The 23,467-nt window shown below is 63.9% G+C and carries 24 protein-coding genes; 4 read left to right on the forward strand and 20 right to left on the reverse strand.

What is annotated here, in order from left to right; genetic code table 11:
- Positions 1-24 precede the first annotated feature (24 nt).
- From AB7290_RS26190 to AB7290_RS26245, 12 genes are all read right to left on the reverse strand, one after another.
- Entirely contained in the window at positions 25-1,143 is a 1,119-nt protein-coding gene (locus AB7290_RS26190; RefSeq protein WP_085404768.1) for a helix-turn-helix transcriptional regulator, read from the reverse strand.
- A gap of 144 nt (positions 1,144-1,287) precedes the next feature.
- A complete protein-coding gene (locus AB7290_RS26195; RefSeq protein WP_161495924.1) occupies positions 1,288-1,521 on the reverse strand; it encodes a hypothetical protein in 234 nt (77 codons plus the stop codon).
- A complete protein-coding gene (locus tag AB7290_RS26200; RefSeq protein WP_085404769.1) occupies positions 1,490-1,738 on the reverse strand; it encodes a DUF6894 family protein in 249 nt (82 codons plus the stop codon). Before AB7290_RS26200 ends, AB7290_RS26195 begins: the two co-directional genes overlap by 32 nt.
- 134 nt (positions 1,739-1,872) lie before the next feature.
- Positions 1,873-2,847, reverse strand: a complete 975-nt coding sequence (locus AB7290_RS26205; protein ID WP_085404770.1) for a helix-turn-helix transcriptional regulator — start codon at positions 2,845-2,847, stop codon at positions 1,873-1,875.
- A 228-nt stretch (positions 2,848-3,075) separates the two neighbouring features.
- Positions 3,076-4,233 carry a helix-turn-helix transcriptional regulator gene (locus AB7290_RS26210; RefSeq protein ID WP_085404930.1) on the reverse strand — a complete coding sequence of 386 codons (1,158 nt, stop codon included), beginning with the start codon at positions 4,231-4,233 and terminating at the stop codon, positions 3,076-3,078.
- 287 nt (positions 4,234-4,520) lie between these two features.
- On the reverse strand, positions 4,521-5,033 hold the full coding sequence (locus AB7290_RS26215; protein ID WP_085404771.1) for a hypothetical protein: 513 nt from the start codon (positions 5,031-5,033) through the stop codon (positions 4,521-4,523).
- Positions 5,034-5,132: 99 nt separating this feature from the next.
- Positions 5,133-5,579 (reverse strand): MaoC family dehydratase, encoded by a 447-nt coding sequence (locus tag AB7290_RS26220; protein ID WP_014496047.1) that lies wholly within the window; start codon positions 5,577-5,579, stop codon positions 5,133-5,135.
- A gap of 387 nt (positions 5,580-5,966) precedes the next feature.
- On the reverse strand, positions 5,967-6,389 hold the full coding sequence (locus AB7290_RS26225) for a hypothetical protein (RefSeq protein ID WP_085404772.1): 423 nt from the start codon (positions 6,387-6,389) through the stop codon (positions 5,967-5,969).
- 12 nt (positions 6,390-6,401) lie between these two features.
- Entirely contained in the window at positions 6,402-6,623 is a 222-nt protein-coding gene (locus AB7290_RS26230; RefSeq protein ID WP_028146622.1) for a hypothetical protein, read from the reverse strand.
- A 105-nt stretch (positions 6,624-6,728) separates the two neighbouring features.
- Positions 6,729-7,562 (reverse strand): lytic murein transglycosylase, encoded by an 834-nt coding sequence (locus tag AB7290_RS26235; protein ID WP_038932011.1) that lies wholly within the window; start codon positions 7,560-7,562, stop codon positions 6,729-6,731.
- Positions 7,563-7,681: 119 nt separating this feature from the next.
- Positions 7,682-8,488, reverse strand: a complete 807-nt coding sequence (locus tag AB7290_RS26240; protein WP_085404773.1) for a shikimate dehydrogenase family protein — start codon at positions 8,486-8,488, stop codon at positions 7,682-7,684.
- Positions 8,485-10,347 (reverse strand): flavin-containing monooxygenase, encoded by a 1,863-nt coding sequence (locus AB7290_RS26245; protein ID WP_085404774.1) that lies wholly within the window; start codon positions 10,345-10,347, stop codon positions 8,485-8,487. Before AB7290_RS26245 ends, AB7290_RS26240 begins: the two co-directional genes overlap by 4 nt.
- Positions 10,348-10,510: 163 nt before the next feature.
- Here AB7290_RS26245 and AB7290_RS26250 point away from each other — a divergent pair, with 163 nt between their 5' ends.
- Together AB7290_RS26250 and AB7290_RS26255 are read left to right on the forward strand one after the other, a co-directional pair.
- Positions 10,511-12,136 (forward strand): long-chain fatty acid--CoA ligase, encoded by a 1,626-nt coding sequence (locus AB7290_RS26250; protein WP_085404931.1) that lies wholly within the window; start codon positions 10,511-10,513, stop codon positions 12,134-12,136.
- A 92-nt stretch (positions 12,137-12,228) separates the two neighbouring features.
- Positions 12,229-13,347: a glycoside hydrolase family 172 protein gene (locus AB7290_RS26255; protein ID WP_085404775.1), complete on the forward strand. Its 1,119-nt coding sequence runs from the start codon at positions 12,229-12,231 to the stop codon at positions 13,345-13,347.
- An 83-nt stretch (positions 13,348-13,430) separates the two neighbouring features.
- On the opposite strand, the gene AB7290_RS26260 is transcribed toward AB7290_RS26255, so the two are convergent.
- The 4 genes from AB7290_RS26260 to AB7290_RS26275 are packed head-to-tail and all read right to left on the reverse strand — an operon-like array spanning position 13,431 to position 16,096.
- On the reverse strand, positions 13,431-13,964 hold the full coding sequence (locus tag AB7290_RS26260; RefSeq protein WP_245344258.1) for a porin: 534 nt from the start codon (positions 13,962-13,964) through the stop codon (positions 13,431-13,433).
- A 31-nt stretch (positions 13,965-13,995) separates the two neighbouring features.
- Entirely contained in the window at positions 13,996-14,754 is a 759-nt protein-coding gene (locus tag AB7290_RS26265) for an outer membrane protein (RefSeq protein ID WP_085404776.1), read from the reverse strand.
- Between the two features lie 52 nt (positions 14,755-14,806).
- Positions 14,807-15,316, reverse strand: a complete 510-nt coding sequence (locus tag AB7290_RS26270) for a porin (protein WP_085404777.1) — start codon at positions 15,314-15,316, stop codon at positions 14,807-14,809.
- A gap of 51 nt (positions 15,317-15,367) precedes the next feature.
- On the reverse strand, positions 15,368-16,096 hold the full coding sequence (locus AB7290_RS26275; protein WP_161495925.1) for an outer membrane protein: 729 nt from the start codon (positions 16,094-16,096) through the stop codon (positions 15,368-15,370).
- 569 nt (positions 16,097-16,665) lie between these two features.
- On the opposite strand from AB7290_RS26275, the gene AB7290_RS26280 reads away from it, so the two are divergent.
- Positions 16,666-17,877, forward strand: coding sequence for an acyl-CoA dehydrogenase family protein (locus AB7290_RS26280; RefSeq protein WP_028159281.1), 1,212 nt, complete (start codon positions 16,666-16,668; stop codon positions 17,875-17,877).
- A 660-nt stretch (positions 17,878-18,537) separates the two neighbouring features.
- Here the strand turns inward: AB7290_RS26280 and AB7290_RS26285 are convergent.
- Genes AB7290_RS26285 through AB7290_RS26300 form a run of 4 tightly spaced genes read right to left on the reverse strand, consistent with a single transcriptional unit; the run spans position 18,538 to position 22,143 of the window.
- Entirely contained in the window at positions 18,538-19,404 is an 867-nt protein-coding gene (locus tag AB7290_RS26285) for an efflux RND transporter periplasmic adaptor subunit (RefSeq protein WP_085404779.1), read from the reverse strand.
- Positions 19,401-19,607: a DUF1656 domain-containing protein gene (locus AB7290_RS26290; RefSeq protein ID WP_028146630.1), complete on the reverse strand. Its 207-nt coding sequence runs from the start codon at positions 19,605-19,607 to the stop codon at positions 19,401-19,403. Before AB7290_RS26290 ends, AB7290_RS26285 begins: the two co-directional genes overlap by 4 nt.
- Positions 19,604-21,655, reverse strand: a complete 2,052-nt coding sequence (locus tag AB7290_RS26295; protein ID WP_085404780.1) for an FUSC family protein — start codon at positions 21,653-21,655, stop codon at positions 19,604-19,606. The genes AB7290_RS26290 and AB7290_RS26295 overlap by 4 nt, the downstream gene beginning before the upstream one ends.
- 2 nt (positions 21,656-21,657) lie before the next feature.
- A complete protein-coding gene (locus tag AB7290_RS26300) occupies positions 21,658-22,143 on the reverse strand; it encodes a MarR family winged helix-turn-helix transcriptional regulator (protein WP_085404781.1) in 486 nt (161 codons plus the stop codon).
- A gap of 91 nt (positions 22,144-22,234) precedes the next feature.
- Between AB7290_RS26300 and AB7290_RS26305 the strand changes: the two genes are divergently transcribed.
- On the forward strand, positions 22,235-23,461 hold the full coding sequence (locus AB7290_RS26305) for an MFS transporter (RefSeq protein ID WP_085404782.1): 1,227 nt from the start codon (positions 22,235-22,237) through the stop codon (positions 23,459-23,461).
- Positions 23,462-23,467: the final 6 nt, after the last annotated feature.

A 23,467-nucleotide genomic window follows, 5' to 3' on the forward strand; every position in this document is an offset into this window, starting at 1 on the left:
TCAACCCCGGCCGCGATTGACCGATCAGTTGACGAGCGGATTGGAGAATCCGGCCGCGAGCTTGACGAGATCGGCCTGACGCGAAACGCCGGTCTTGGCGAACACCCGATGCAGATGCGTCTTCGCCGTGGTCTCTGCGATACCGAGCGCTGCCGCCGTTTCCGGGACGCCACCGACCTCGACGATCGACAGGAACACGCGCAGCTCGGCCGGCGTGAGGTCGAAGGTCCGTGCGATCAGCTCGCCATAGGACTGCCCGCCGAGCGACACCTTGCGCAGGAGCAGCGCACCGGCGGCATCGACCACCTGCTCGCTGCCATTTCGCAGCACGGACGACAGCGGCAGGATGTGCGCGACATAACGCTCGCCGCTCGGCGAAAGCAGCGGGATCGCATGGCCCCGTGTGGCAAGCAGGGCAATTTCGCTGCGGGTCGCAAGCGCCTCGCGCAGCGTCTGATTGGCCTCCGTGCTGCTGGTTACGAGCTGCCCGGCAACGGACCGAACCACATCATCGGCGGCAAGCAAGGCGTGGCCGGCCGAATTCGCATGCACCACCCGGCAAAAAGCATCGAGCAGGAAGATGCCGGACGCCAGATTGTCCAGAACATCCACCAGCGCCGTCGCCAGTGTCAGTTGCGAGGTGATGGCGCGGTTGATCAGCAGCGCGCGGCTGGCGTGCGGCACAATCAGCGAGAGCCGATGCTGCATCGCCGGGTCCACCATGCGCCGGCCCGACAGCACCGTCATCATCACCGGGCAGCTCGCATGCGATGTCTCGAGCACGACGTTGGCCGCGTCGCTGCAACCCTGCGGCTGCATCCACTCCTGGTAAAAGCGCCCTTTCCGGTATTCATCGAAATTGACGAGATCGGGGATGCTGACGATCTCGCCATGCGGCGGCAGCACCGTCAGCGGGTCGAACTTCGAATGGGTCTCCGAATAGAGCCGGATATAGTACGGGTCGGCCCCGCAATAATAATGGGTGACGCCGAATTTGCTGATCGAATCCTTGGAAAACAGCCCGCAGGCCTGCCCGCCGACGAAATCGCGAATGCCGGCAACGGCGTGGTTCCACAGCGAGGGATCGAGCCCTGCGTCATAGATGGACTCGACCAGTTCCGGCAGCTTCCGTAGTCCGTGCATGGCTTGAAATGGCCTGAGTGATCAATATCACCAAGAATACCATAACCACGGCATGCGACGTCCTCCGATCGGAGGAGGCGCCGGCCGGGCGGATGGGGCCCGGCCGGCGGGCATCGCATTCGAGCCGCCAGGGCTGATGCCGGCTCAGAACGCGACGCGAACGCCACCCTTCGCTGTGCCGGTGCGGCTCCGGTCGGACATCATCATGCCGTCGACCGCGCCGAACACGGACACGTTGCGGCTGGCGCGGTAGTCGAAGCCGAAGCCGGCCACCGCAGCATTGTTGAGCACTTGGCGCCGCGACCGGTTGTCGGCGTTGCCGCCCAGGAAGGTGAAGTCGGAACGGTCATGCCTGGTCCCAGCCGACCTTCTCGACATTTTCTGACCAGACCGCGGCGCGATAGACCTCTCGCCCACCCGCATCCCTGACGCGGATCCAGGCGTCGCGATCACGCAGATCGTCACGCCAGACGAACAGATGTCTCGCCATCTCGTCGGCCACGACGAACGTGGCCCTGGCCTGCTCGAAGACCATGCCGCCCGGATCGATCTTCACGACATTGTCGACCAGGAGATCAAAGAAGAAGCGGCGCATTCACAACTCCAACTGCCGGCGCCGTCCGAAACACAGCGTCATCGTTCTACTCCGCGCGCTTAGAAGACGTAGTCGGCCGAACGCGCGCGCTGCGATAGGCACCCGCCTGGTCGCACGAACCGCGCACCGCGCGGTCACAGCGCTTCGCCGCTCCTGACGCCGCTAGGCGTCGCGCCATAGGCCCGCCGGAAACAACGATTGAAATAGGAGAGATCGCCGAAGCCCACGTCGTAGGCGATCGAGCTCACCGGCCGCCCGGCGAAGTCAGGCTCGCGCAGCATGCGATGCGCGCGTTTGAGGCGCTGCCCGGTCAGGAAGGACGAGAACGTCTTGCCGTCGGCTTCGAACAGCCGCTGGAGATAACGTGTGGTCACGCCGAATTCCTGCGCCACGATCGCGACTGAGAGGTCCTGATGCCAGCAATTGTTGACGATGAAGGACTTCACCTTCCGCAGCCGCGCGGCCCGGACGCCTCGGCGCCCGGCCAGCTCGTGAACCTCATCCGTCGCGCCGAGAACACGCGCCATCAGATCATGGAGATGTGCAACAGCAAGCTGGCGCAATGCGGGCACCGAGAGCGCACGCTCGCGCACCAGAGAGGTCGCGTAGTCGACCAGCAGGCGAAGTCCGGTGGCGCGCTCCGGAATGATTCGCATCACGGTGTCGTCGATGTCCACGATCATGGGCGCCAGCACCCGCCGCGGCACGCGCAGCGATAGACAATTTCCAAGCGAGAGGCGTTCGTAGATCGTCGCGTCCTCCGCGCTCGTCAGAACCGCGTCACCGGGATGAAGCCTCAGATCTCGTCCTCGCGCAGATACTTCGACGATGCCGGATCGGTTGATCATCAGGCCAAGGCTGTCGTTGCCGTCGACGACCAGTTGCTTGGTACGGATGACCCGAGCTCCGACCAGCCCGCCGATCACCAGCTGGACGTCCGGCAAGCCATGGGAAGTGAGGCTCGCGGCGAACGGTTTTTCGTCCGTCGGCTCGACCTCCGCCTTGAGCACGCCGCGACAATAGAATTCGCGCAGCAGCGGCACACGCTCGTCTTCGGGAATGTGGTCCGTCGAAACATTGAGAATGGAAAATTCGTCCTTGCCGCTCACTGCAATTTCTCCAACCGACAGGCAGGCTCGCTCACGCGCTGTCGTCTCCCGCACCCGCGTCCGGTGCCGGCGCGCATTGTTCCGTGGCGCACGCTGCCCTTCTCATTCAACTGGCGCCATATACGAAAGTATCAAATGATGCGCGTCGTACGTTCGGAGGACCTGACGATCCTGCTCATCACAATGGATTGAGATTGCATCGCCGCGCGGCTCGCGCCGTGAAATGAATCACATGGTGTCGTCGTCGCGGCGCGTTCGCTGTACAAACGGCGCGGTGAAGCCGGCGGCGATCTTCACGAGATCTGCCTGCCTGCCGGCACCGGTCTTCTCGAACAGGCGACCGAGATGCGTCTTCACCGTGGTCTCGGCAATGCCGAGCTTTGCCGCGATATCGGGAACGCCACCGACCTCGACAATGGCCATCAGCACGCGCAATTCGGACCGCGTCAGCCTGAAGGCCGCAGCAATGGCGTCGGGCACGAGCGATGGCACCATCGCGGCCTTCTGTACGAGGAGCACCGTGGCCGCGACGTCTCGCGGCAGGCTGCACTCCCGCTTCAACGGAAGGACATGAACGAGATAGTGCTGACCGTCCGCCGACGTCGCGAGCTCGATGCGGCGGCGACCAGCCGGCTGAGCTTCGCTATCCGCAACAACTTCGAACAGGCCGCGGAATAATTTGTCGGTCTGAGTGTTACGCGCCACGATCCGGTCGCCAACCATCGCGAGCAGGTTTGCATCGACGAACAGCTGCCGGCACGCCGCGTTGGCGTGGACGACCCGGCCATCGGCGTCGAGCAGGCAGATCGCCGTGCTCAGGCCGTCTAGCACATCGGCAAGGTCGTCCACGGTGTGCGAGCGCGCCCTGATCTGCCGGCCCATGATCCTGGAACGCTGGATGTGGGGCGCGAGCAGCCGCATGCGTTCGCGCATCGCCTCGTCGACGGTTCCGCGGGATCGATGGCGTAACACCTGCAACACCGTGGTACGCGCGTCCGATCTCTCGAGCGCGACGGTCGCGAGGTCGATCGCGCCCTGCGGCTCGACCCACTCGCGATAGAAGCTCGTCGCCACGAAGTCCGCGTGCGGCATGATATCGGTCACGCCGATGGCGTGCCCGGCCGCAAAAGCGAGATGACGATCGAGCAGAGGATCCTGCTCGACATATCTGTCGCGGTAGAGCTGGCGGAAGCGGGATTCGGTGCCAAAATGCTGGTGAATCTCGATCGAGAGCCTTGCCGCATCGCGGGACAGGATGGTCGCGGCACACCCGCCGACGAAATGGGAAACCTGTTCCAGCGCGCCGCTGCGCAGCGTAGGATCGACCGCCGCATCGTAGATCTCGCCGACGAGAGACGAGAACCGGTTTGCCTGGAGGATCGTCATCGGAAGGACGATGCGATCGGCGTGCGGCCCCGGTGACGAAGGGAGCTTGCGCATTGGACATTGGCAGAGCCGACGGAGCGGTCGATCGTCGCCTTCGGCGTGGAAAAAGCAGTGCAGCGAGATGCTAAAATATCGAACATCGTCCTTGCGTAACGTCAACCGCAGGGTGCGGCTTGGACGTTTTCGCCAAAGACTAGGATAAAAGCGAACAGCGCGCGGGCTGTGTGCTGTGGGTCACGCGCCCTCGCGCTGCTTGCTCGATCGCGTACTGTGCGCGGCGCAGCACTTTACTTCCGGTTCTCCTCGCAGAACTTCAGCGCGGCCAGCGCCTCGCCGGCGCGCGGGATCTGCATCTCGATGCTGTCCTCGTCATCGTCCTCGAAATCGAGCGAGAGACGCCTGGCCTTCGACAGCCGGTCCATGATCGTCTGGTCGTATTCGAAGATGCCGCGCACGGTGGTCTTGTCCATGACCTCCCACTTCGCCTTCTTCATGATGTCGGCGTCATCGGTGCCGACGTCGGCCCGGAGGATCTCGCCGACCTTGTCCCACTCCCAGCCGTCATAGATCATCACGATCACGATGGCCTTCTCGGAATAGGTGATCACGATGACGTAGTTGCGGTTCTCGTCTTCCTTGTCCTTGTAGCCGCGGCTCGCATTGCAATGCGTGTCCTGCGCGCGCTTCTCGATGGTCCAGTCGCCGACCCTGGATTGCTGCGCGAACGCCGGCCCTGTGCTCGAGACGGCTGCGCCCAGGGCGCCCGCGGTCAGCAAAGCGGCAAGAAGGAATCGTTTCATGTCAGCCTCCAGCGTTCCCCACGCGGAGATGACCACCTCGGCCTGCGGCCCGCAAGGGCTGGAGGAGGCTGATCCCGCCGATGCTGAACGCCGCCGGCCTTAGACCCGCCTGGGGATGATGGCGATCGGGGTGAAGGTGTAAACCTCCTCGCCGTTCTGGTTGAACATCGTCCATTTCACCAGCGCGATGCCCTGTGGCTTCGACTTCGACGGCGTCAGGCTCATGACCTCGCCGACCAGATGCAGGCGGTCATTGGGCCGTACCGGGATGGTCCAGCGCAGACCGTCGACGCCCGCGCCGATCAGCGGATGCGGGCCGAACGGGCGGGCCTGGATCGCGAGGTTCATGGCGATCGCGGCGGTGTGCCATCCTGATGCAGCCAGGCCGTTGAACAACGTCTGCTTGGCGGCCTCGTGGTCGAGATGCATCGGCTGCGGATCGAACTCGGCTGCAAAGCGCTTGATGTCGGCTTCGGTGACTTGCACCTCGGGGGATTTGAACCGCATTCCGATGGTGAGATCGTCAAACCACTCGACCTGCGCCATGATTTTGCCTCGCAATATGACTTGCCGCCCGCCCGAAAGGCCCGGCTGAAGGACTGAGCAGCGCGGGATGTAGCGGGTCTGCGGTGCACAAACCAGCCCCGGGTTCCCCTCGAAACCCGTTTCCCAAAACGACGAAACACGCCTGAAACAGATGGCCGGTTAACTGGTTGTCAAAATCATACAGGGACGGCCACCATGCAATTCTTCCTCGACCTCATCCTGGATTATGCCTGCTGCCAGAATCTCGTGTCCCAGCCGCTGCGGGAGGATGAGCTATGATCGAGCTGATCTCAGCCGTGCTCGCGCTTTGCAGCGTCGCTGTGTTCGCGGCGCATGCGCTGGATGCCTACCGCACAACGCACTCCTGATCTGTACGCCCTCCGGCCGCTAGAACGGGCGCCGGTAAAAGTGCTCCGAGTGCGTAGCCGGCGGAAACCGGTTGGCGAGCGCGATTGCCGCGTTCTCGTCGGTCTCGAGCGCGACCTTTTGCGCCAGCATCACGTCGCCGGGCACGAGAAAGCCTGACGGGACGAAGCACCATCCCATCGCCGCACGCCCCTCGTCGTCGATCTCATGGACATTGGCGGCCGTGCCGTAGTGGATGCGGTACCTTTTTCCGGTATCGCAGCCGATGACATCGAAATACCGATGCTGCTCGAATTGCGCGCGCTGCTCCGGCGACAGCCATTCGGCCAAAAGCCGGCGGCCGCGGGCATCCGGCGTGTTCTCGCCGAAGAAGCGCCGATAGAGCTCGCGCAGCGCATGCAGACGCGCACGCGCCGGCGCACGGAGCCAAATTGCCGCGATCATGAGCAGCTCAGATCAACCGCCGACCAGGCGGGGATAGAACAGCGTTTCGTGCGCGGTCGGATCGAATGACTTGATGCGGGTGACTTCACCGGGTCCAGTACGATAGGCGGCGGTGAAGCCCGCTCCGGTCAGCTCACGAAAGCGCCGTTCGGCTCGCGCCAGCGCTTCGGCATTGTCAGGATCAAACTCGTGGCGCGTGTCGCCAGTCTGGTCCATCACGATCTGGGTAGCCATATTGAGTCTCCTCATGCCAGCCCTGCCCCCGATCAAAGCAAACCTCGTGCCGTCAGTTCCTCAACGCAAGAACTTTCTCGTGCGCAGCCGAGCCTTCATGCGGCCTCAACGCAACGCGGCCGCCCCTCCTCCCTCGTCGATCTGCCGTCCCATCAGGGCGATTGCCTTCTGATAGACGCCGGCAGCATTCCAAGCCTCGATAGCGGCAAAATTCGGTTCGCCCGGCTGGTAACCGGCTCCTGCGCGCCAGCCATGAGCTTTCAGGAAATTCGCCGTCGAGTTCAGCGCATTGGCGGCAACCTCGAGATTGCCGGTGCCATAGGCCAGGATGTTCTTGGGCATGAACTGGGTCTGGCCGACCTCGCCGTGCATGGAGCCGCGGGTCGCCCCCGACAGCGTGCCGCGGTCGATCAGCTTGAGGGCGGCATAGAGCTGGTCGGTGAAGAATTCGGGACGGCGGCAGTCATAGGCAAGGGTCGCGATCGACGACAGCATGTTCTGGTTGCCACGCTGGCTGCCGAAACCGGTCTCCATGCCCCAGATCGCGATCAGCGGCCCCGGCGGGACGCCGTAGCGCTGCTGGATAGAGGCGAACAAGGCGGCCTGCGACTGCTTGAGCTGCCGCCCCTTGGCGACGATGGTGGTGGCGCCGCGCTTGGCGAGGAACTGGTCGAGCGTCAGCGAGAAGCTGCGCTGCCCGCGGTCGGCTGCGATCGTGGCACCGGCGTAATTGGTCTGCATCAGCGCCGAGAGCGCGGTCTGGCCGACACCCTTGCCCTGCGCCTCCGCGCTGAACTCGCGCTTCCAGGCCTCAAAGCCCGCCGGCGAGCTGCCGCATTGCGCGGCCTCGGCCATCGATATCAGGGACATGGGCGCCAGCGAGAGAAGCAGCGCTGCAGCGCCGATCATGGCCGTCGCAACGGTCCTGCCCTTGGTCATTCCCTGGTCCTCTCACATAAACGTGCGCGACCGGCTCGCGCGGGCCCATGATCCTACGTCGGCCCTGATCGCTCAAGCCCCATCCGGCGCAACCTGTGCCTTGACACCGGGGCAACCGCCTACCCTTCCCCGTCGCGGCCGAGCAGGAAATCCACCATGATGCCCTGGTGCTGCTCGTACATGTCCGTACCGGTCCCGGTCACGCAGCCGATCCTGCGGGCGGCAGCGATGAATGGCGAGACTTCGGGTTTTGTGATGACGCAGCCGCAATAGGCCGTCGGCGCGAGCCGCGCGACATCGACCGGCAGCGGATCGCCCTCCTTCATCCCGGCGGGTGTCGCATTGGCGACGAAATCGAAGCCCGCGGGATCCCCGGTGCCGACCCGCACGGGCGTTCTGCCGAGCCCGTTGAGCCGGCCGATCAGTGCGTCGCGGCGCTCGGGTACGCTGTCATGAATCGCGAGATCGCTCACGCCGGCCTCGACCAGCGCCAGTGCGATCGCCGATCCTGCGCCGCCGGCGCCGACCAGCAGCGCCCGCATGCCGCGGGGATCGATCCCCTTCGCCCGCGCCGCACCGACGAAGCCGAGGCCGTCCACCATGTCGCCATGCCATGAGCGGTCGGCGCGTCGGCGCATCAGGTTAGCGGTGCGCAGGAAATGTGCGCGCTCGGTCGCACTGGCGCAGGCCTGGTAGCAGGCAAATTTGTGCGGGATGGTCACGACGATGCCGTCGAGGTTCTTCAGCCGCGTTGCCACCGAGAGGAAGTCAGCGAGGTCAGCAGACGAAACCTGGACCGGCACGAGAATGCCGTCATGGCCGCGCGCGGCGAAGGCGGCCGTTACGCCTGCCGGCGAGCGCACCTGCGCGATGGGATCGCCGACGATGACATGGAGCCGCGTCGCGCCTGATGGGGCCGGGATCATGCCGTTGAGGCCGGAACCTGAGAGCCGCCCGCCTCGATCCCGTGGGTCAATTCCAGGCCATCCAGATTGCCTTCCTTGCGCCATTTGTCGAGCAGCCGCAGGAACGCCACCGGCCCGCGCCAGTACTGGCTGTTTCTTGCCGCGATCGGATCGAACACGCCCTCGTTGTTGTAATAGCCCGGCGTGCATTCAGCCAGATAGGTCTGGCGGCCGAGCGCGGCCTTGACGACCTCCTCGACCCAGGCGTTCTCGGCGGCGAGTGTCGGCTCCAGCGTCCGCGCCTTGCGCTTGCGCGCCTCCGCGATCACATAGGCGATGTGCTGCGACTGCTCGTCGATGATGTGCGGAAAATTGGCGCTTTGGCCGGCCTGCACCGTGACGATCAGGAAGCAATTCGGGAAGCCACGGCTGTAAAAGCCATGCAGCGTCTTGACGCCATCGCGCCATCGCTCGGACAGGCTCACGCCGTCGCGGCCGTAAACCTCGAAGCCCATGCGGCGGGCGTAATCGGTGCCGACCTCGAAGCCGCTGGCATAGATCAGGCAGTCGAGCTCATAGGCCTTGCCGTCAACCACAACGGCGTTCTCGGTGATCCGCTCGACGCCCTGCCCTTTGGTGTCGACCAGATGCACGTTGGGACGATTGAAGGCGTCGAGATATTCGTCGTGGAAGCATGGCCGCTTGCAGAACGCCTTGTACCAGGGCTTAAGCGCCGCCGCGGCGGCTTCGTCCTTCACGACGGTATCGACGCGCGCGCGGATCTCTTCCATCTTGCGGTAGTCGGCCTGCTCGATGACCTTCAGCGCCTCTTCGAGCGAGGTCACCGGCTGCGGCTGACGGCGCGGCGCAAGCAGGATCTCGCCAAGCAGGCCGGTCCAGCCGTCCTGCACCAGGTCCCGTTCGAACGGCTCGCCGGAGATGACCGCAGTGAAATTGTCCATCCGCTCGCGCTGCCAGCCGGGCTCGAGGCTCTGCGCCCAGCTTGCGTCCGTCGGACGGTCGTCGCGCACGCCGATCGCCGATGGCGTGCGCTGGAAGACATAGAGCTCTTTCGCCGATCGGCCGAGATGCGGCACGCACTGCACGGCGGTCGCGCCAGTCCCGATGATGCCGACGCGCTTGTCGGCCAGACCGGTGAGACCGCCTTCAGCCGTGCCGCCGGTGTAGCCATAGTCCCAGCGGCTGGTGTGGAAGCTGTGGCCCTTGAAGGTCTCGATGCCGGGAATGCCCGGCAGCTTTGGACGGCTCAGCGGGCCACCGGCGAGAATAACGAAGCGCGCACCGATACGATCGCCACGATCGGTCTCGACCAGCCAGCGTCCCTCCTGCTCCTGCCATTCAATCCGCGAGATGATCGTCTGAAACAGCGCGCGCTCGTAGAGGCCGAAGTGACGGCCAATACGGCGGGAGTGTTCGTAGATCTCGGGCGCGCGCGCATATTTGCGCACCGGCATGTAGCCGGTCTCTTCCAGCAGCGGCAGATAGATGTAGCTCTCGGTATCGCAGGCCGCACCGGGATAACGATTCCAGTACCAGGTGCCACCGAAATCGGCGGCCTTTTCCACGATACGAAAATCCTCGATGCCGGCCTCGCGCAGACGCGCGCCACAGAGCAGGCCGCCGAAGCCGCCGCCGACGATGAGAACTTCGGTCTCCTCGCTGACAGCTGCGCGCGCAAATCCGGGATCGGCCCAGGGATCGTCGAGGTAGCGGCCGAAATCGCCTGCGACCTCGACATATTGCGCCTTGCCCTCGGCGCGCAAACGCCGGTCGCGCTCGTCGCGATAGCGCGCGCGGAGTGCGGAAATATCGACCGTAGATTCGCCGGCTGTACCGGTCTTGTGTCTTTCCGCTGACATCCATGTCCTCCACGGCGAACGCTGCCTCGGATCAGTTAGCCCCGAAAAAGTGACGCATGCAATCGCGTCGCTCGCTTTTTGCGTGAACGCCGCATGACGTTCCGCTAACCTCACGCGCAAATCACAACATACGCCACGCAACGACGTGGCTGCGGAGGAGACCATGCAGGGATTGATGATGGATATGCCGCTCCTGATCAGCGGCCTGATCCAGTATGCCGCGGACTATCACGGCGAAGCCGAGATCGTCGCGCGCGAGATCGAGGGCGACATCCATCGCTACACCTACGCCGACGCCCATCCACGCATCAAGCGCATGGCGCTGGCTCTGAAGCGGCTCGGCATGAAGCAAGGCGACCGCGTCGGCACCCTGGCCTGGAATACGCACCGCCATTTCGAGATGTTCTATGCCGCGCCCGGCATGGGCTATGTGCTGCACACCATCAATCCGCGGCTGTTCCCCGAGCAGCTCGTCTACATCATCAATCACGCCGAGGACCGGCTGCTGTTCATCGACCGCGCCACGCTGCCGCTGGTCGAGGCGATCGCGCCGCAGCTGAAGATGATCGAGGCCTATGTCGTGATGTCCTCGCGCGAGCGGATGCCGGAGACCAAGCTTGCGAACGTGCATTGCTATGAAGATCTCCTCGCCAGCGAGAACGACACCGGTTTCGCCTGGCCGGAGTTCGACGAAAAATCCGCATCCACCATCTGCTACACGTCGGGCACGACGGGTAACCCCAAGGGCGTGATCTACTCGCACCGCGCCGCCATCCTGCAGACCATGACTTGCTGCAATTTCGACTTCCTGCCGGGACATCTCGAAGGCGTACGCGAAGTCATGATGCCGATGGCGCCGCTCTTCCACGGCAACGGCTGGAACATGCCGTTCACCGCGCCTTACACGGGATCAAAGCTGGTGCTGCCCGGCCGCAACTATGAGCCCGACAAGCTCTATGAGCTGCTCGAAGGCGAGAAGGTGACGCTCTCCGCAGGCGTGCCGAGCTTCTGGCTGATCCTGCTCGATTGGCTGGGTCGCACCGGCAACAAATTCTCGACCCTGCGCGCGACGCTGTCGTCCGGCTCGGCGCCGCCGCGTGCGATGGTCGAGAAGCTGAAGCGCGACTATGACATCGACTACATCCAGGCCTGGGGCATGACCGAGGCCCTGGGCTGCTCGATGCCGGGCTTACGGCCGGGCTCCGAGCATCTCGGCGACAAGGAGAAATTCGACCGGCGCCAGGTGTCGGGCCGCGCCTGCTTCGGGACAGCCTTGCGCATCGTCGACGACGGCGGCAACGAGCTGCCGCGCGACGGCAAGACCGTCGGCCATTTGCGCGCCCGTGGCCCCTGGGTCGCCTCCGGCTACATGAAGCTTGACGAGGGCCTCGACCGTGATGGCTGGCTGATCACCGGCGACATGGCGGTGATCGACAGCCAAGGCCACGTCACGCTGACCGATCGCTCCAAGGACGTGATCAAGTCCGGTGGCGAATGGATCTCCTCGATCCAGCTCGAGGACGTCGCCTTGTCCCACCCCGATGTGCTTCAGGCCGCGGTGGTCGCGATCAACCACGAGAAATGGCAGGAACGCCCCCTGCTCCTCGTCGTCCGCAAGAAGGGCGCGATCATCGACGGCAAGACCTTGCTCGACCACATGCGCCCGAAGATTGCGAGCTGGTGGATGCCGGATGCGGTCGAATTCCTGGACGAATTTCCGATGACCGGCACCGGCAAGGTGCTCAAATCCGCGTTGCGAGAGAAGTTCAGGGAGTACCGCGTCGCCTGAAGTACGCGCACCCTGCGTGCGCGGTCTTCATCTTTTGGTAGATTCGACGGCGATATATCGAGGTGTCGCTAACTCCAGGGATCGAGGACAGCATGGCGTTTTCCGGATTGGGCCTGCATCTCGGCAATCTGTCGCGCCTGTCGAATGCGCAGACGCGCTCGATCAGCCCCGAGAATTTCACCGGCGAGAAGGGCAAGGGCGGCATGTCCGTCGACGGACCCGCCGCACGCCAGGCTCGCGATCTCGGCCAGGGCTGGAAGATCTCGCCCTATGTCGTCATCGAGCCCGGCGCGACCTTTACGCTCGGCGACATTCAGGGCCAGGGCGCGATCCAGCAGATCTGGATGACGCTGGCGCGCGGACGGCTTCGTCACTCGATCCTGCGCATCTACTGGGACGACCAAACGCAGCCAAGCGTGGAATGCCCGGCCGGCGATTTCTTCGCCTGCGGATGGGAGGAATTCGCGCAGGTGTCCTCGCTCGCGGTCTGCGTCAATCCCGGCCGCGCCTTCAACTGCTACTGGGAGATGCCGTTCCGCACGCGCGCGCGCTTCACGCTGGAGAACCGCAGCGAGGAGCAGCTCACCGTCTACTACCAGATCAACTATGCGCTCACCGAGGTGCCCGAGGACTGCGCCTATTTCCATGCGCAATTCCGGCGTACCAACCCGCTGCCGTGCAAGGAGGTCTACACCATCCTCGATGGCGTCAGCGGTGCGGGCCATTATGTCGGCACTTATATGGCCTGGGGCGTCAACAACAACGGCTGGTGGGGCGAAGGCGAGATCAAGTTCTTCATCGACGGCGACGGTGCATTCCCGACCATCTGCGGCACCGGCACCGAAGATTATTTCTGCGGCGCCTATAATTTCGATCCCTATGTCGCGCATGCCGGCCAGGGTCCGGCGCAACAATCACGCTACCAGGAATTCACCACGCCCTATGCCGGCCTGCCGCAGGTGATCCGTCCCGATGGCGCCTACAAATCGCAGCAACGCTTCGGCCTGTACCGCTGGCACATCCCCGATCCCGTGCGCTTCCGCTCCGATCTGCGCGTGACGATCCAGGCGCTGGGCTGGCTGCCGGGCGTCAAGGAGGCGAAGTATCTTCCATTGCAGGACGACATCGCCTCGGTCGCGTTCTGGTACCAGACGCTGCCGACCCCGCCCTTCCCGACATTGCCCGGCCCGGATTATCTCGAAATCGGCTAGCCGCCCTTCCCTGCGCTCACAGCATTTGCGCCGCCCGGACGTCGTGAAGATCGTCCGAGCGGCGCCTTCGTGTTCGGCGCCGGCTACCAGGAATACTGGAGCCCCACGCGTCCAAGGGCGCGCACGTCGCTCCACGACTGCGCCGGAAGCGCCACGCCAAACTCCGTCGCGGTCCGGTTGGACGTGGACGTCAAGCTGCCGCGATCGAGACCGAACGCGATGCCCATGGTCAGTGACAGGTTTCCCTGGATCCTGATCATTCCGACCACACCGGCGGCATGCTGCCCGTCGAAGACGGCCCAGTGCGTCGAGATCGCATAGTTGGTCCCGTCGGGCAGGAACGGATTGACGAGCGAAGTCGCCATGGCCGTTCCCGTCGCTGCACGGGTAATCTGGCGTGCGAGATCGAACTGGCTCTGCACCGTCTGCCCCGCGTTCACGCAGGTGTCAGTACCCGGTATGTAGAAGAAGTTGGCACCGTAGACCGAGCAGATCTTTTCGTACTCGACCGCAGCATGGCCGGGCATCGGGATCGCCAGAACCAGAGCGGCAGTCGCAAGGATAGCGCGCAGGTGACGTCGGAAGACGTCTCGTGCCGCGTTGATTTGCTTCCACATGTTTGTCTCCAATCAGGGACGTTGGCGCGGCTCAGTAACGAGCAACGATGGCATCGCCGTTGAAGCGGTAGTTCACGCCGAGCTTCACGAGATGAAGGTCATGGTCGACGTTCTGGGTGCTGATCCGTGTGCTCAGCGCGATCGCGGCCGGACCGAAATACAGGTAGTCGTACTCCAGTCGCGCCGAGAGATTGCTCGTCAGCGCGTATTCAAGGCCGACGCCGCCGGTCAAGCCGGTCCGCTGGTGGTTCACGTCGAGCGGAGCAACCGTGCCGACATAGGCCTGGTAGGCGACATTTGCCCAGGCAACGCCGCCTTTGGCGTAAGCCAGTACGTTATCAAACGCGTAGCCGATGCGACCGGTGCCCGTCGCCATCGCCTGGTACGACACTGAGAGGCCGGACAAGATGGGGTTCGCGGGATCGAACGGCCGATTGCCCTTGATCGACGCCCAGGAGAGATCGAGCTCGGCACCGACCACGATGTTGTCGAACTGCCAGTTGCCGCCAACCTGCGCACCTGCGAGCGCGCCCTTTGTGTCCATCGTGAAGCGATCTTGCGCGAATGCGAAGCTCGGGTCGACGAGCCGGCTGCTGCCCATGCCATAACCGCCATGAGCACCAATGTAGAAGCCGTTCCAGAGCGGCACCGGAGCGACGACCGGAGCCTTCACGGTCATGTCGGCCGCGTTCGCGGATGTGGCGGTGAGCGGCATGGCCGCGAGAAGCGGCGTGACGGCAGCAACGCAGGAGAGGAAGCGGCGCGCCGATCGCGAGAGAGAGATTGTCATGGGATGATCTTTCAAATGTCAGAATGAATTTTAGGAGCGAGCGTCGCGTGCATCACCAGGCGTACATGAAGCCCGCGCGGCCGAGGCCACGGACGTCACTCCACGATTGCGCCGGGATCGCCGTGCCGAATTCCGTCTGCGTGCGGTTGGTGAGGGACGTGAGGCTTCCCTTGTCGAGGCCGAGCGAGAAGCCGCCCGAGAACACGAAATTGCCGGAGACCCGCATCAGGCCCGAGAAGCCCGCGGCGTGCTGGCCGTCATAGGTCGCCCAGTGGGTCGAGACCGCGTAATTGGTGCCGGTCGGAAGCCACGGCGCGACGAGCGACGCGGCCATCGCGGTGCCGGTCGAAGCGCGGGTCTGCGCACGCGCGAGATCGAACTGGTTCGTCGCGATCTGGTTGGCGTTGGTGCAGGTGTCGGTGCCCGGAATGTAGAAGAAGCCGGCGCCGTACAAGGAGCAGACCTTGACGTACTCGACTGGAGCGGCGGCGTGGCTTGGTGCGGCGATCATGGCGCCGAGGCCGGCGGTGACGACTGCGGCGATCTTGGACATGGTGGACATGATGTTGTCTCCGAGGATTTCTGTTGAATGTTGTTTCGATGTGCCGGGGAATTAACGCGGGAGGCCGCCGTCGCCGTTGAAACGGACGTTGATGCCGGCCTTCACCACCTGGACGAAATGCTTGATCTCGGAGGTCGTGTCCTGGCTCACCCAATGCAGCGTTTCGGTGGGGAGAAAGATCGCGTTGTATTCGACCTTGGCGGAGACGTTGCGCAGGAAGGCCACTTCCAGGCCGACGCCGCCGACGGCACCGAACAGTTCGCGGTTGTAGTTGGTGATCTCCGGGGTGAACCGCGACGAGAGCTCCATGCGGGCATAGGCGGCACCGCCCTTGGCATAGGCGAGCCATTGGCCCGATGCGTAGCCGACACGGCCCGTCGCGGTCGCGAGGGCGGTGTAGCCGACCCCGTTGGTGGTGCTCGATGTGAGAAGGGGCGAGGTGCTGGTGTTGCCCTTCACGAAGGACCAGGAGCCGTCGACCTCGGCACCAAGGACATAGTTGCCCAGCTGCCAATTGTAGCCGAGCTGCCCGCCCGCGAGCGGTCCGTTGTAGTAGGCAGAGAACGGATTGTTGGCGGGGCTGTTGAGGGGATCGCGAAACTCCGACTTCCCCCATCCCCAGCCACCATGGACACCGGCGTAGAATCCGGACCAGGAGACGACGGGTGCTGGCGGCGGACCGCCAGCGAGAGCAGGTGAAGCGAAAATCGCGCTCACCGCTGCAACGGCGGCGGCGAGTCTGATGCGGCGAGTGACGGAGCGTTCTGATTGCGTGTGCATGTCGATGTCCATTTCCTTTTTCGAATTCAAGATTGTGTTTCTTATATTAATCTATTTTAGATTGTGTCTTGAGGTGCGACGTTGGGATCAAGCCCTTGCTTGCTTTTGAACGAACGAAACCGGCGACCGCGCAGCTTGCGGATCGACGGGACGAACTACCGGTTGTTGGAAGAACCCGCGCGCAGTCTAGGACAATGCGCTCCGCGTCCTATCGACTGGCGAACTAGGGGCGCGCGATCCGTAAGGATGTGCTTCCGTAGTCCCCTTGTGTTGTCATGACTGCCGCCCCCACTTTTGATTGAGGCCGATCTTAGGCACGACCTTTCGGATTGCCAGTCCCGTCAAAGTCACAGTTGCTGATTGTTTCCCACGCGCTTCTCATTCGGTGCACAAACGCAAGACAACGCATGAATGGGCGTTAATATCGCTACGCAACAGCTGAGCTCTGACGCGATTTGCGCAGAGCCGCGCCGATGAAAATGCGATGAGGCAAGCGCCGCTATCGCCGACTCGATTCTGATGCAAGCCGGCCCCGCGTGCAGGCGCTGCTTGATCTACAGGAGGTCCAGATGCTCTACCCGATGTCGCCCAAAGTCGTCGAGCTCAAGCGCAAGCTCGAAAGTTTCATGGACCGTCACATCTATCCGAACGAGGAGCGCTTCTATCGCGAAGCGGAAGAGCTCGGACCGTGGAAGGTCTATCCCGTCGTCGAGGAGCTGAAGCCGCTGGCGCGCGCCGAAGGTCTCTGGAATTTGTTCCTGCCGGAGTCCGGCCACGGCGCGGGTCTCACCAATCTCGAATATGCCCCGCTCTGCGAGGTGATGGGGCGCACGCATCTGGCACCCGAAGTGTTCAACTGCTCGGCGCCCGACACCGGCAACATGGAGGTGCTGGAGCGCTATGGCACGGAGAAGGACAAGGAGCGCTGGTTGAAGCCGCTGCTCGCCGGCGAAATCCGCTCCTGCTTCGCCATGACCGAGCCCGCGGTCGCATCATCCGATGCGACGAACATCGAAAGCTCGATCGTGCGCGACGGCGACCATTACGTCATCAACGGGCGGAAATGGTACACGACCAACGCGACCGACCCGCGCTGCAAGATCTGCATCTTCATGGGCAAGACCGATCCGGACAATCCCGACCGCCACAAGCAGCAATCCATGATCCTGGTGCCGATGGACACGCCGGGCATCGAGGTCAAGCGTCCGCTGCCCGTGTTCGGCTTCTACGGCGTGCCCGACCGCGCTTCCGAGGTCGTCTTCACCAATGTGCGTGTGCCCAAGGAGAACATGCTGCTCGGCGAAGGCCGCGGCTTCGAGATCGCACAAGGCCGCCTCGGCCCCGGCCGCATCCATCACTGCATGCGGCTGATTGGACTGGCCGAGCGCACACTGGAAAAGATGTGCCGCCGCGTGCGCAGCCGCGTCGCCTTCGGCAAGCCGGTCTCGGAGCAGACCGTGACGCAGGAGCGAATCGCGGAAGCCCGCATCATGATCGAGCAGGCCCGGCTGCTAACGCTCAACGCCGCCTATGCGATGGACACGGTCGGCAACAAGGTCGCGAAGGCCGAGATCGCGATGATCAAGGTCGCCGTCCCCAACATGGCCTGCCAGATTATCGACTGGGCCATCCAGGCGCACGGCGGCGGCGGCACCTCGAACGATTTTGGCTTGACCCAAGCCTACGCGACCGCGCGCCTGCTGCGGCTTGCCGATGGGCCGGATGAAGTCCACAGGAACCAGATCGCGCGATTCGAGCTGAAGAAATACTCGAATGCCTGAGCAGACGCTGGTTCGTCAGTCACGAGCCGAACGCCTGAGCATCGGAGTCTAATCGATGCTTGGTGGCTCCTGGATGGGTGCAGACACATTTTGCTTCGAAATCGCTTCGAGCATCGCTCCGAAAATGATGATCGGCAGATAGAACGCAAGCATGATCGTATTCCTCCTGCTGTGACAACCTTGGCCTGCAGGACCAGGTTCCTCAAATTGACACTCGCCCGCCTCGGAACAATTTCGTCGCTTACCTAGCTACCGACGAAACCGAGTCGCAGGCAGTATCAAGAACGCATCGCGTCAATCGCATGGGCGATCAGAACGACTGCGCTCGCGGCAATGAGAAACACAAACAACCAGCTCATGTCCGCCTCCGATCCCGGAAGTGAACGCGGTCATCCATGCACAGTCAAAAACCATCGGTCTGGAACCGCTATTCAACGGCTGGCTGATGCTTCGCAGCAACATTTGCGTCCGCTGTCGGCTCTATCGGCAGAATGCCAAAAGGAGCAACGCGCCGACGACGCAAGCTGCCAGGACTAAAAACCAAACGCCCATACGGTCCCCCGACTCACACAAGCGCGTCAGGATTAGCCCTGCGATTTGGCATTGAAACGCCTGTTGGCGGTTTTCCCCAAGCCAGGCGCGATCCATGGGCTCGTTGCGTTAGTCCATTACCTCTACCGTCGCGGAGCGGCCGGCGACGAGCGAGATGGTGTCGGGGACATTGTCCAGCGCGATGCGCACGGGGACGCGCTGGGCGAGCCGCACCCAGCTGAAGGTCGGGTTGACATTGGCAAGCAGGTTCGCGCCCTCAGCGCGGTCGCGGTCCTCGATGCCGGCGGCGATGCTCTCGACATGGCCCGACAGCGTGACCGTTTCGCCCATCAGGCGGACCCGCACCTTGTCGCCGGTGCGGATGCGCGCGAGCTTTGTCTCTTCGAAATAACCCTCCACGTGCAACGTATCCGTGTCGACCAGCGCCATCACGCCCTTGCCGGCCGTGACGTAAGCGCCGGGACGCAGATCCATATTGGTGATGACACCGTTCACGGAGGCGTGGACCTCGCTGCGATCGAGGTTGAGCTGGGCGACCGCGCGGTCGGCGACGGCCTGATCGAACGCCGCCTTGGCCTGGAGCTGGGTGGCCAACACCTGCTCCTGCTTCTGCTGCGATACCGCATCGGTGGTCAGCGCGCTGTAGCGCTTCAAATCGGAATTGGCCTGGTCGAGCGTGGCCTGATGACCCGCCACGGATGCATCGGCTTGCCGCAAGGCCAGCGCGAAACGTTCGCGATCAATCCTGAACAGCACATCGCCGCGATGGACTTTCTGGTTGTCCTTGACCAGCACCTCCGTGACGAACCCGGAGACGTCAGGCGCGACCTGCACCACATCGGCGCGGACGCGACCGTCGCGGGTCCAGGGCTGCTCCATGTAATAGACCCAAAGTTCACGGCCGACCGCGAGCGCGGCGACGACGGCGAGAACGGTCAGCGCAAGGCGGCCAAACCAGGCGAAATTCCCCTTCATGGCAAAAACTCCGAGAGATAGACGACGCCGCCGAGAAGACAGACGAAAATCGCGAAATCGAACAGCGCACGGTGCCAGACCAGCCGGTAGAGGTCGAAGCGCTGCATGAGCCGGCGCAGGATCGCGCTCAGGACATAGGCGACGATGATCCACAGCAGCAGCGCCGGTACGAGCACGCCATAGATGTCGATCACGTATCTCATGCTGCAACACTCGCGCCTGTACGCGGCCGGTAGGCCGGTGCGTCCGGGAACAGGCCGCGGCGGATGCCGACGAGGCCGATCAGAGCGTCTTCGCGCGCGCTGTCATTGGAATCCGTCACGGCCTTGGCCAGCGCCCGATCGACGCTGGTCAACAGCTCGGTCGGCATTGCTCCACCGGCATGGCTGCGGCAAGCGATCGCGAGCTGATCAAGCATGTCGTCGATGACGGCAATGGTGGTTGCGGCAAGCCCATAGCGGGCGCGGCGCAGGTCGATGATATTGATCCCGATTCGAAGCTGCACGAGGCTGTCGGCATCGTGGCGATCGCTCTCGGAGAGGAAGGCGATCCGCTGCACCAGAAGGCCCAGACGGTGCAGCATGAGGCCCGCAAACTCTGCCCGATCATGCTTGCCACGGCGCTCGGCAGCGACCGCGAGCGTCTTCCAGCTCGATAGCACCAGGCGATTGGCGATCCACTCGGCGCCGACCCCGCGCGCGATCCGCGTCACGAGCTCGGCGATGACGACGCCGACGAAGAAGGCGACCGCGGAATTGGCATAGGATGCGAAATCCGCGCTGTAGGTCGATTGCAGCGCCAACAGCGTTGCGGTGTTGGCCGCGAGCGCCATACCTGTTCCCGCCGTTGCCGGCCGTCCGATCAGGAAGCCGTAGAGCAGAAAGGTCGGCGCCAGCGCGACGATCAGAACCTCGATATGGGAGATCGCCGGCACCAGCGCGAACAGATAGATCGCGACGACCACGATGGCGACCAGCGACCACAGGCCGAAACTGCGGATGAAACGTGCAGGCTCGTCCTGCGCGGCAAAGAAGGAGCACGCGACCGCCGCCATCATCGGTGCCGACGCGCCGTCGGGCCAGCCGGTCCCGATCCAGAACGCGCAGCAGATCAGGATGGCGGTGGCCGCGCCGGCCGCCGACCACAAGGCAAGGCCGCGGTCGCGATGGCGCACCGGCGCGGCGCCGGCCTCGGAACGGAAGGCCAGGTCGAGCGTTGAAACATTGCGGCTCTCGGCGATGGCCTCGCTGAGCACGTGGCAGTCGTGCGAGAGGTCGACCAGCTCGCGCAGCCGCAACAGCAGGCTCGTGGTGATGATCCGCTCCCATGAGGCGCTGTCATCGAGCACCGCCTGTCGCTCTGCAATCATGGAGCGGATCGGCTCGGCCGGTTGCCGCGCGCCGACATCGCTCGCAATCCATTGCGCTAGATCCTCCAGCAGCCGCTTCAGCTCGGGCTGCCGGCGCAACGCCTCCTCCCCCAGCGCAGCCAGCCGATCCTCCAGCGAGGCGATCACCGGCAACAGCATCAGCATGCGCAGCCGGATCTCGCCGAGGCCAGTCACCGCATTGCGATCGGTCAGCCGGTCATACGCAAGATGAGTGGAAAGCGTGTCGATCTCGACGATGTCGGTCGCAAGCTTGAGTCGCCTGCCGCGGCGCGTTTCACTCGTTCCCTGACGAAGCAGCACCGCCTGGCTCACGCGCTGCGCATCCGACAGCCAGGCGTCGACGCGATTGGCAACGGCTGGCGCGACGCTGCGCGGAAAAACGATGGTGGAGACTAGGCTCGCGCAGATGATGCCGAGAGAAATCTCCTCCACCCGCGCAACGGCGGTATCGAAGATGGCGCCGGGCTCCGAGACCGAGGGAAACCCGATCAACGCGACCGTGTATCCGGCCAACATGAAGACGTAGCTGCGCGGCGTGCCGTCGAGCAGCGACAGATAGAGGCAGAGCCCGACCCAGAGCGCGATCGCGAGGCAAAGCAATTCCGGCGCATCGATCAGGTTCGGCACCAGCACCACCGTCATGGTGGCGCCGACCAGCGTGCCCATGACGCGGAAGAACGCTTTTGAGCTGGTCGCGCCCGCCAGCGGCTGCGAGGTGATGTAGACAGTCGCCATCGCCCAATAGGGCCGCGGCAGGTCCATGGCGAACGCGATGACGAGCGCCAGCATCGACGCGGCAAACGTCTTCAACGCAAAAATGAGGTCCGCGTGGCGGACCAGGAACGGCTCGTCTGCGCGCATGGCTACTTCGCCTCTGGACCAGTCCTGACGTCGGTCTTGGCGTCCTGCAGGCGGCTGGCCCGCTGTTCGATGCGCTGAAGAGTTTCGAATGTTATCGCAAGTTCGTCCGCGCCGATATCCTTGAGCAGGCTTGCCCGCACCCGGCGCAGCACCCGGTTGGTCTCCTCGACCTTGACCTCGCCCGCCTTGGTCAGATGGAGCGTTTTGGCACGCCGGTCGGTTGGGTCTTCGCGACGTTCCACGAGGCCTTCTTCCTGAAGCAGGTCGATCAGCCGCACCAGCGACGGTCCCTCGATGCCGAGCTCGTCGGCGAGCACGCCCTGACGCAAATTCTCGCCCTGACGCGACAGCACCAGAAGCGGAATCGCTGTCGCATAGGACAGGCCGTGATCGGACAGCACCTGATCCGATTCGCGGCGCCAGACGCGGGCCAGGCGCGCGATGAGACGGCCGATTTCGCCGTGGATATGAGCCTGCGAGGGAGCCATGCAAATTAGATAGGACGCAAACTATTAGCCTGCAACTATATAATCGACGTATCGCAATCGATCACGCAAATGCGAACGAGGACAACGCTGGATGGGACCGGGTTCCGCGACCGAGGCAAGGGAGACGATGGCGGGCGAGAGCGCGCTGATACTGGTCCCGACCTTCGTGGTTGTCGCCGTGGACGCCACGGGCATGGGAATCATCCTGCCGCTGCTGCCGTTCTACTCGCAGCGGCTCGGCGCAACGCCGTTCCTGCTCGGCGCACTGATCTCGGTCTATGCCGTCTGTCAGCTCGTTGCCGGCCCTGTGGTCGGCATGCTCTCGGATCGCTACGGCCGGCGGAAGGTTCTGGTCGTCAGCCAGATCGGGACTTTCATCGGCTTCATCCTGCTCGCTTTGGCGGGCAACCTGACGCTGGTGTTCCTGGCGCGCATCATCGACGGCCTGACATCAGGCAACATCTCGGTCGCTCACGCCTATGCCGCCGAGCACAGCGCGCCGGCAACACGCAAGCAGGCACTCGGCATGACCAGTGGCGCGATCGGGACCGGGCTGCTGCTCGGCCCTGCTCTCTCGAGCTTCCTCGTGCACTACGGCCAGACCGCGCCGGTGTGGGCCGCGGCCGCGCTCTCGCTGATCAGCATCGTTGCGACGATCGCCCTGCTCCCGCCGGATCACCCGGCGTCCGAGCCGCTCTACCAGCATCGCGTGCCCGAGCCGACGCTGACCCGCAGCCTGTTCGGCATGCGCTATGCCTGGCGGCTGCTCGGCCTGCTCATCGTGTTCTTCTTCGTCAACTCGATGTTCCTGTCGCAGATCGGCCTGTTCCTGTCGGCGCGGTTCTCCTGGGACGGACATCCCTTCGGGGCGCGCGAGCTCGGCTGGATGTTCGCCTATGCCGGCTTCATCAACATGGTGGCTCAGGGACTGCTCATCACGCGTGTGAGCATCATCGCGTCAGACCGCAGCATCGTGATGGCCGCGTTCGCTTGCATGGGTCTCGGATTTGCCGGACTTGCGGCCCGCGACAATGTCGGCCTGCTCGCGATCAACCTGACACTGATCATCGTCGGCACCATGTTCGCGCGCAGCACGCTGACGGCCGAGCTGTCGCGCTCGACCGCGATCAATCGTCAGGGCATGATTATGGGCCTGAACCAGTCGCTGATGTCGGGCGCGAATATCAGCGCGCCGCTCCTGAGCGGCGCGCTGATCGGTCATCGGCTGTTCGTTCCGTGGGCGCTTGCTATGGCCGCCATCGCGGCGATCGGCGCGGCGCTGGCTGGCCAGCTGCTGGACACGCCGCGGGCGCGCTAGCGCCCT

The organism is Bradyrhizobium sp. 613_E4_N2_2 (genome assembly GCF_052075995.1).
GTDB classification, from domain to species: domain Bacteria; phylum Pseudomonadota; class Alphaproteobacteria; order Rhizobiales; family Xanthobacteraceae; genus Bradyrhizobium; species Bradyrhizobium barranii.

What these genes read in the sequence shown, in the direction of transcription:
- AB7290_RS26305 (WP_085404782.1), top strand. Translation starts at nt 22,235, where the DNA reads ATGGGACCGGGTTCCGCGACCGAGGCAAGGGAGACGATGGCGGGCGAG.
- AB7290_RS26250 (WP_085404931.1), top strand. Translation starts at nt 10,511, where the DNA reads ATGCAGGGATTGATGATGGATATGCCGCTCCTGATCAGCGGCCTGATC.
- AB7290_RS26220 (WP_014496047.1), bottom strand. Translation starts at nt 5,579, where the DNA reads ATGGCGCAGGTCGAGTGGTTTGACGATCTCACCATCGGAATGCGGTTC.
- AB7290_RS26290 (WP_028146630.1), bottom strand. Translation starts at nt 19,607, where the DNA reads ATGAGATACGTGATCGACATCTATGGCGTGCTCGTACCGGCGCTGCTG.
- AB7290_RS26280 (WP_028159281.1), top strand. Translation starts at nt 16,666, where the DNA reads ATGCTCTACCCGATGTCGCCCAAAGTCGTCGAGCTCAAGCGCAAGCTC.
- AB7290_RS26235 (WP_038932011.1), bottom strand. Translation starts at nt 7,562, where the DNA reads ATGACCAAGGGCAGGACCGTTGCGACGGCCATGATCGGCGCTGCAGCG.
- AB7290_RS26255 (WP_085404775.1), top strand. Translation starts at nt 12,229, where the DNA reads ATGGCGTTTTCCGGATTGGGCCTGCATCTCGGCAATCTGTCGCGCCTG.
- AB7290_RS26190 (WP_085404768.1), bottom strand. Translation starts at nt 1,143, where the DNA reads ATGCACGGACTACGGAAGCTGCCGGAACTGGTCGAGTCCATCTATGAC.
- AB7290_RS26230 (WP_028146622.1), bottom strand. Translation starts at nt 6,623, where the DNA reads ATGGCTACCCAGATCGTGATGGACCAGACTGGCGACACGCGCCACGAG.
- AB7290_RS26245 (WP_085404774.1), bottom strand. Translation starts at nt 10,347, where the DNA reads ATGTCAGCGGAAAGACACAAGACCGGTACAGCCGGCGAATCTACGGTC.
- AB7290_RS26215 (WP_085404771.1), bottom strand. Translation starts at nt 5,033, where the DNA reads ATGAAACGATTCCTTCTTGCCGCTTTGCTGACCGCGGGCGCCCTGGGC.
- AB7290_RS26200 (WP_085404769.1), bottom strand. Translation starts at nt 1,738, where the DNA reads ATGCGCCGCTTCTTCTTTGATCTCCTGGTCGACAATGTCGTGAAGATC.
- AB7290_RS26225 (WP_085404772.1), bottom strand. Translation starts at nt 6,389, where the DNA reads ATGATCGCGGCAATTTGGCTCCGTGCGCCGGCGCGTGCGCGTCTGCAT.
- AB7290_RS26295 (WP_085404780.1), bottom strand. Translation starts at nt 21,655, where the DNA reads ATGCGCGCAGACGAGCCGTTCCTGGTCCGCCACGCGGACCTCATTTTT.
- AB7290_RS26285 (WP_085404779.1), bottom strand. Translation starts at nt 19,404, where the DNA reads ATGAAGGGGAATTTCGCCTGGTTTGGCCGCCTTGCGCTGACCGTTCTC.
- AB7290_RS26265 (WP_085404776.1), bottom strand. Translation starts at nt 14,754, where the DNA reads ATGACAATCTCTCTCTCGCGATCGGCGCGCCGCTTCCTCTCCTGCGTT.
- AB7290_RS26210 (WP_085404930.1), bottom strand. Translation starts at nt 4,233, where the DNA reads ATGACGATCCTCCAGGCAAACCGGTTCTCGTCTCTCGTCGGCGAGATC.
- AB7290_RS26260 (WP_245344258.1), bottom strand. Translation starts at nt 13,964, where the DNA reads ATGTGGAAGCAAATCAACGCGGCACGAGACGTCTTCCGACGTCACCTG.
- AB7290_RS26240 (WP_085404773.1), bottom strand. Translation starts at nt 8,488, where the DNA reads ATGATCCCGGCCCCATCAGGCGCGACGCGGCTCCATGTCATCGTCGGC.
- AB7290_RS26275 (WP_161495925.1), bottom strand. Translation starts at nt 16,096, where the DNA reads ATGCACACGCAATCAGAACGCTCCGTCACTCGCCGCATCAGACTCGCC.
- AB7290_RS26195 (WP_161495924.1), bottom strand. Translation starts at nt 1,521, where the DNA reads ATGTCGAGAAGGTCGGCTGGGACCAGGCATGACCGTTCCGACTTCACC.
- AB7290_RS26300 (WP_085404781.1), bottom strand. Translation starts at nt 22,143, where the DNA reads ATGGCTCCCTCGCAGGCTCATATCCACGGCGAAATCGGCCGTCTCATC.
- AB7290_RS26270 (WP_085404777.1), bottom strand. Translation starts at nt 15,316, where the DNA reads ATGTCCACCATGTCCAAGATCGCCGCAGTCGTCACCGCCGGCCTCGGC.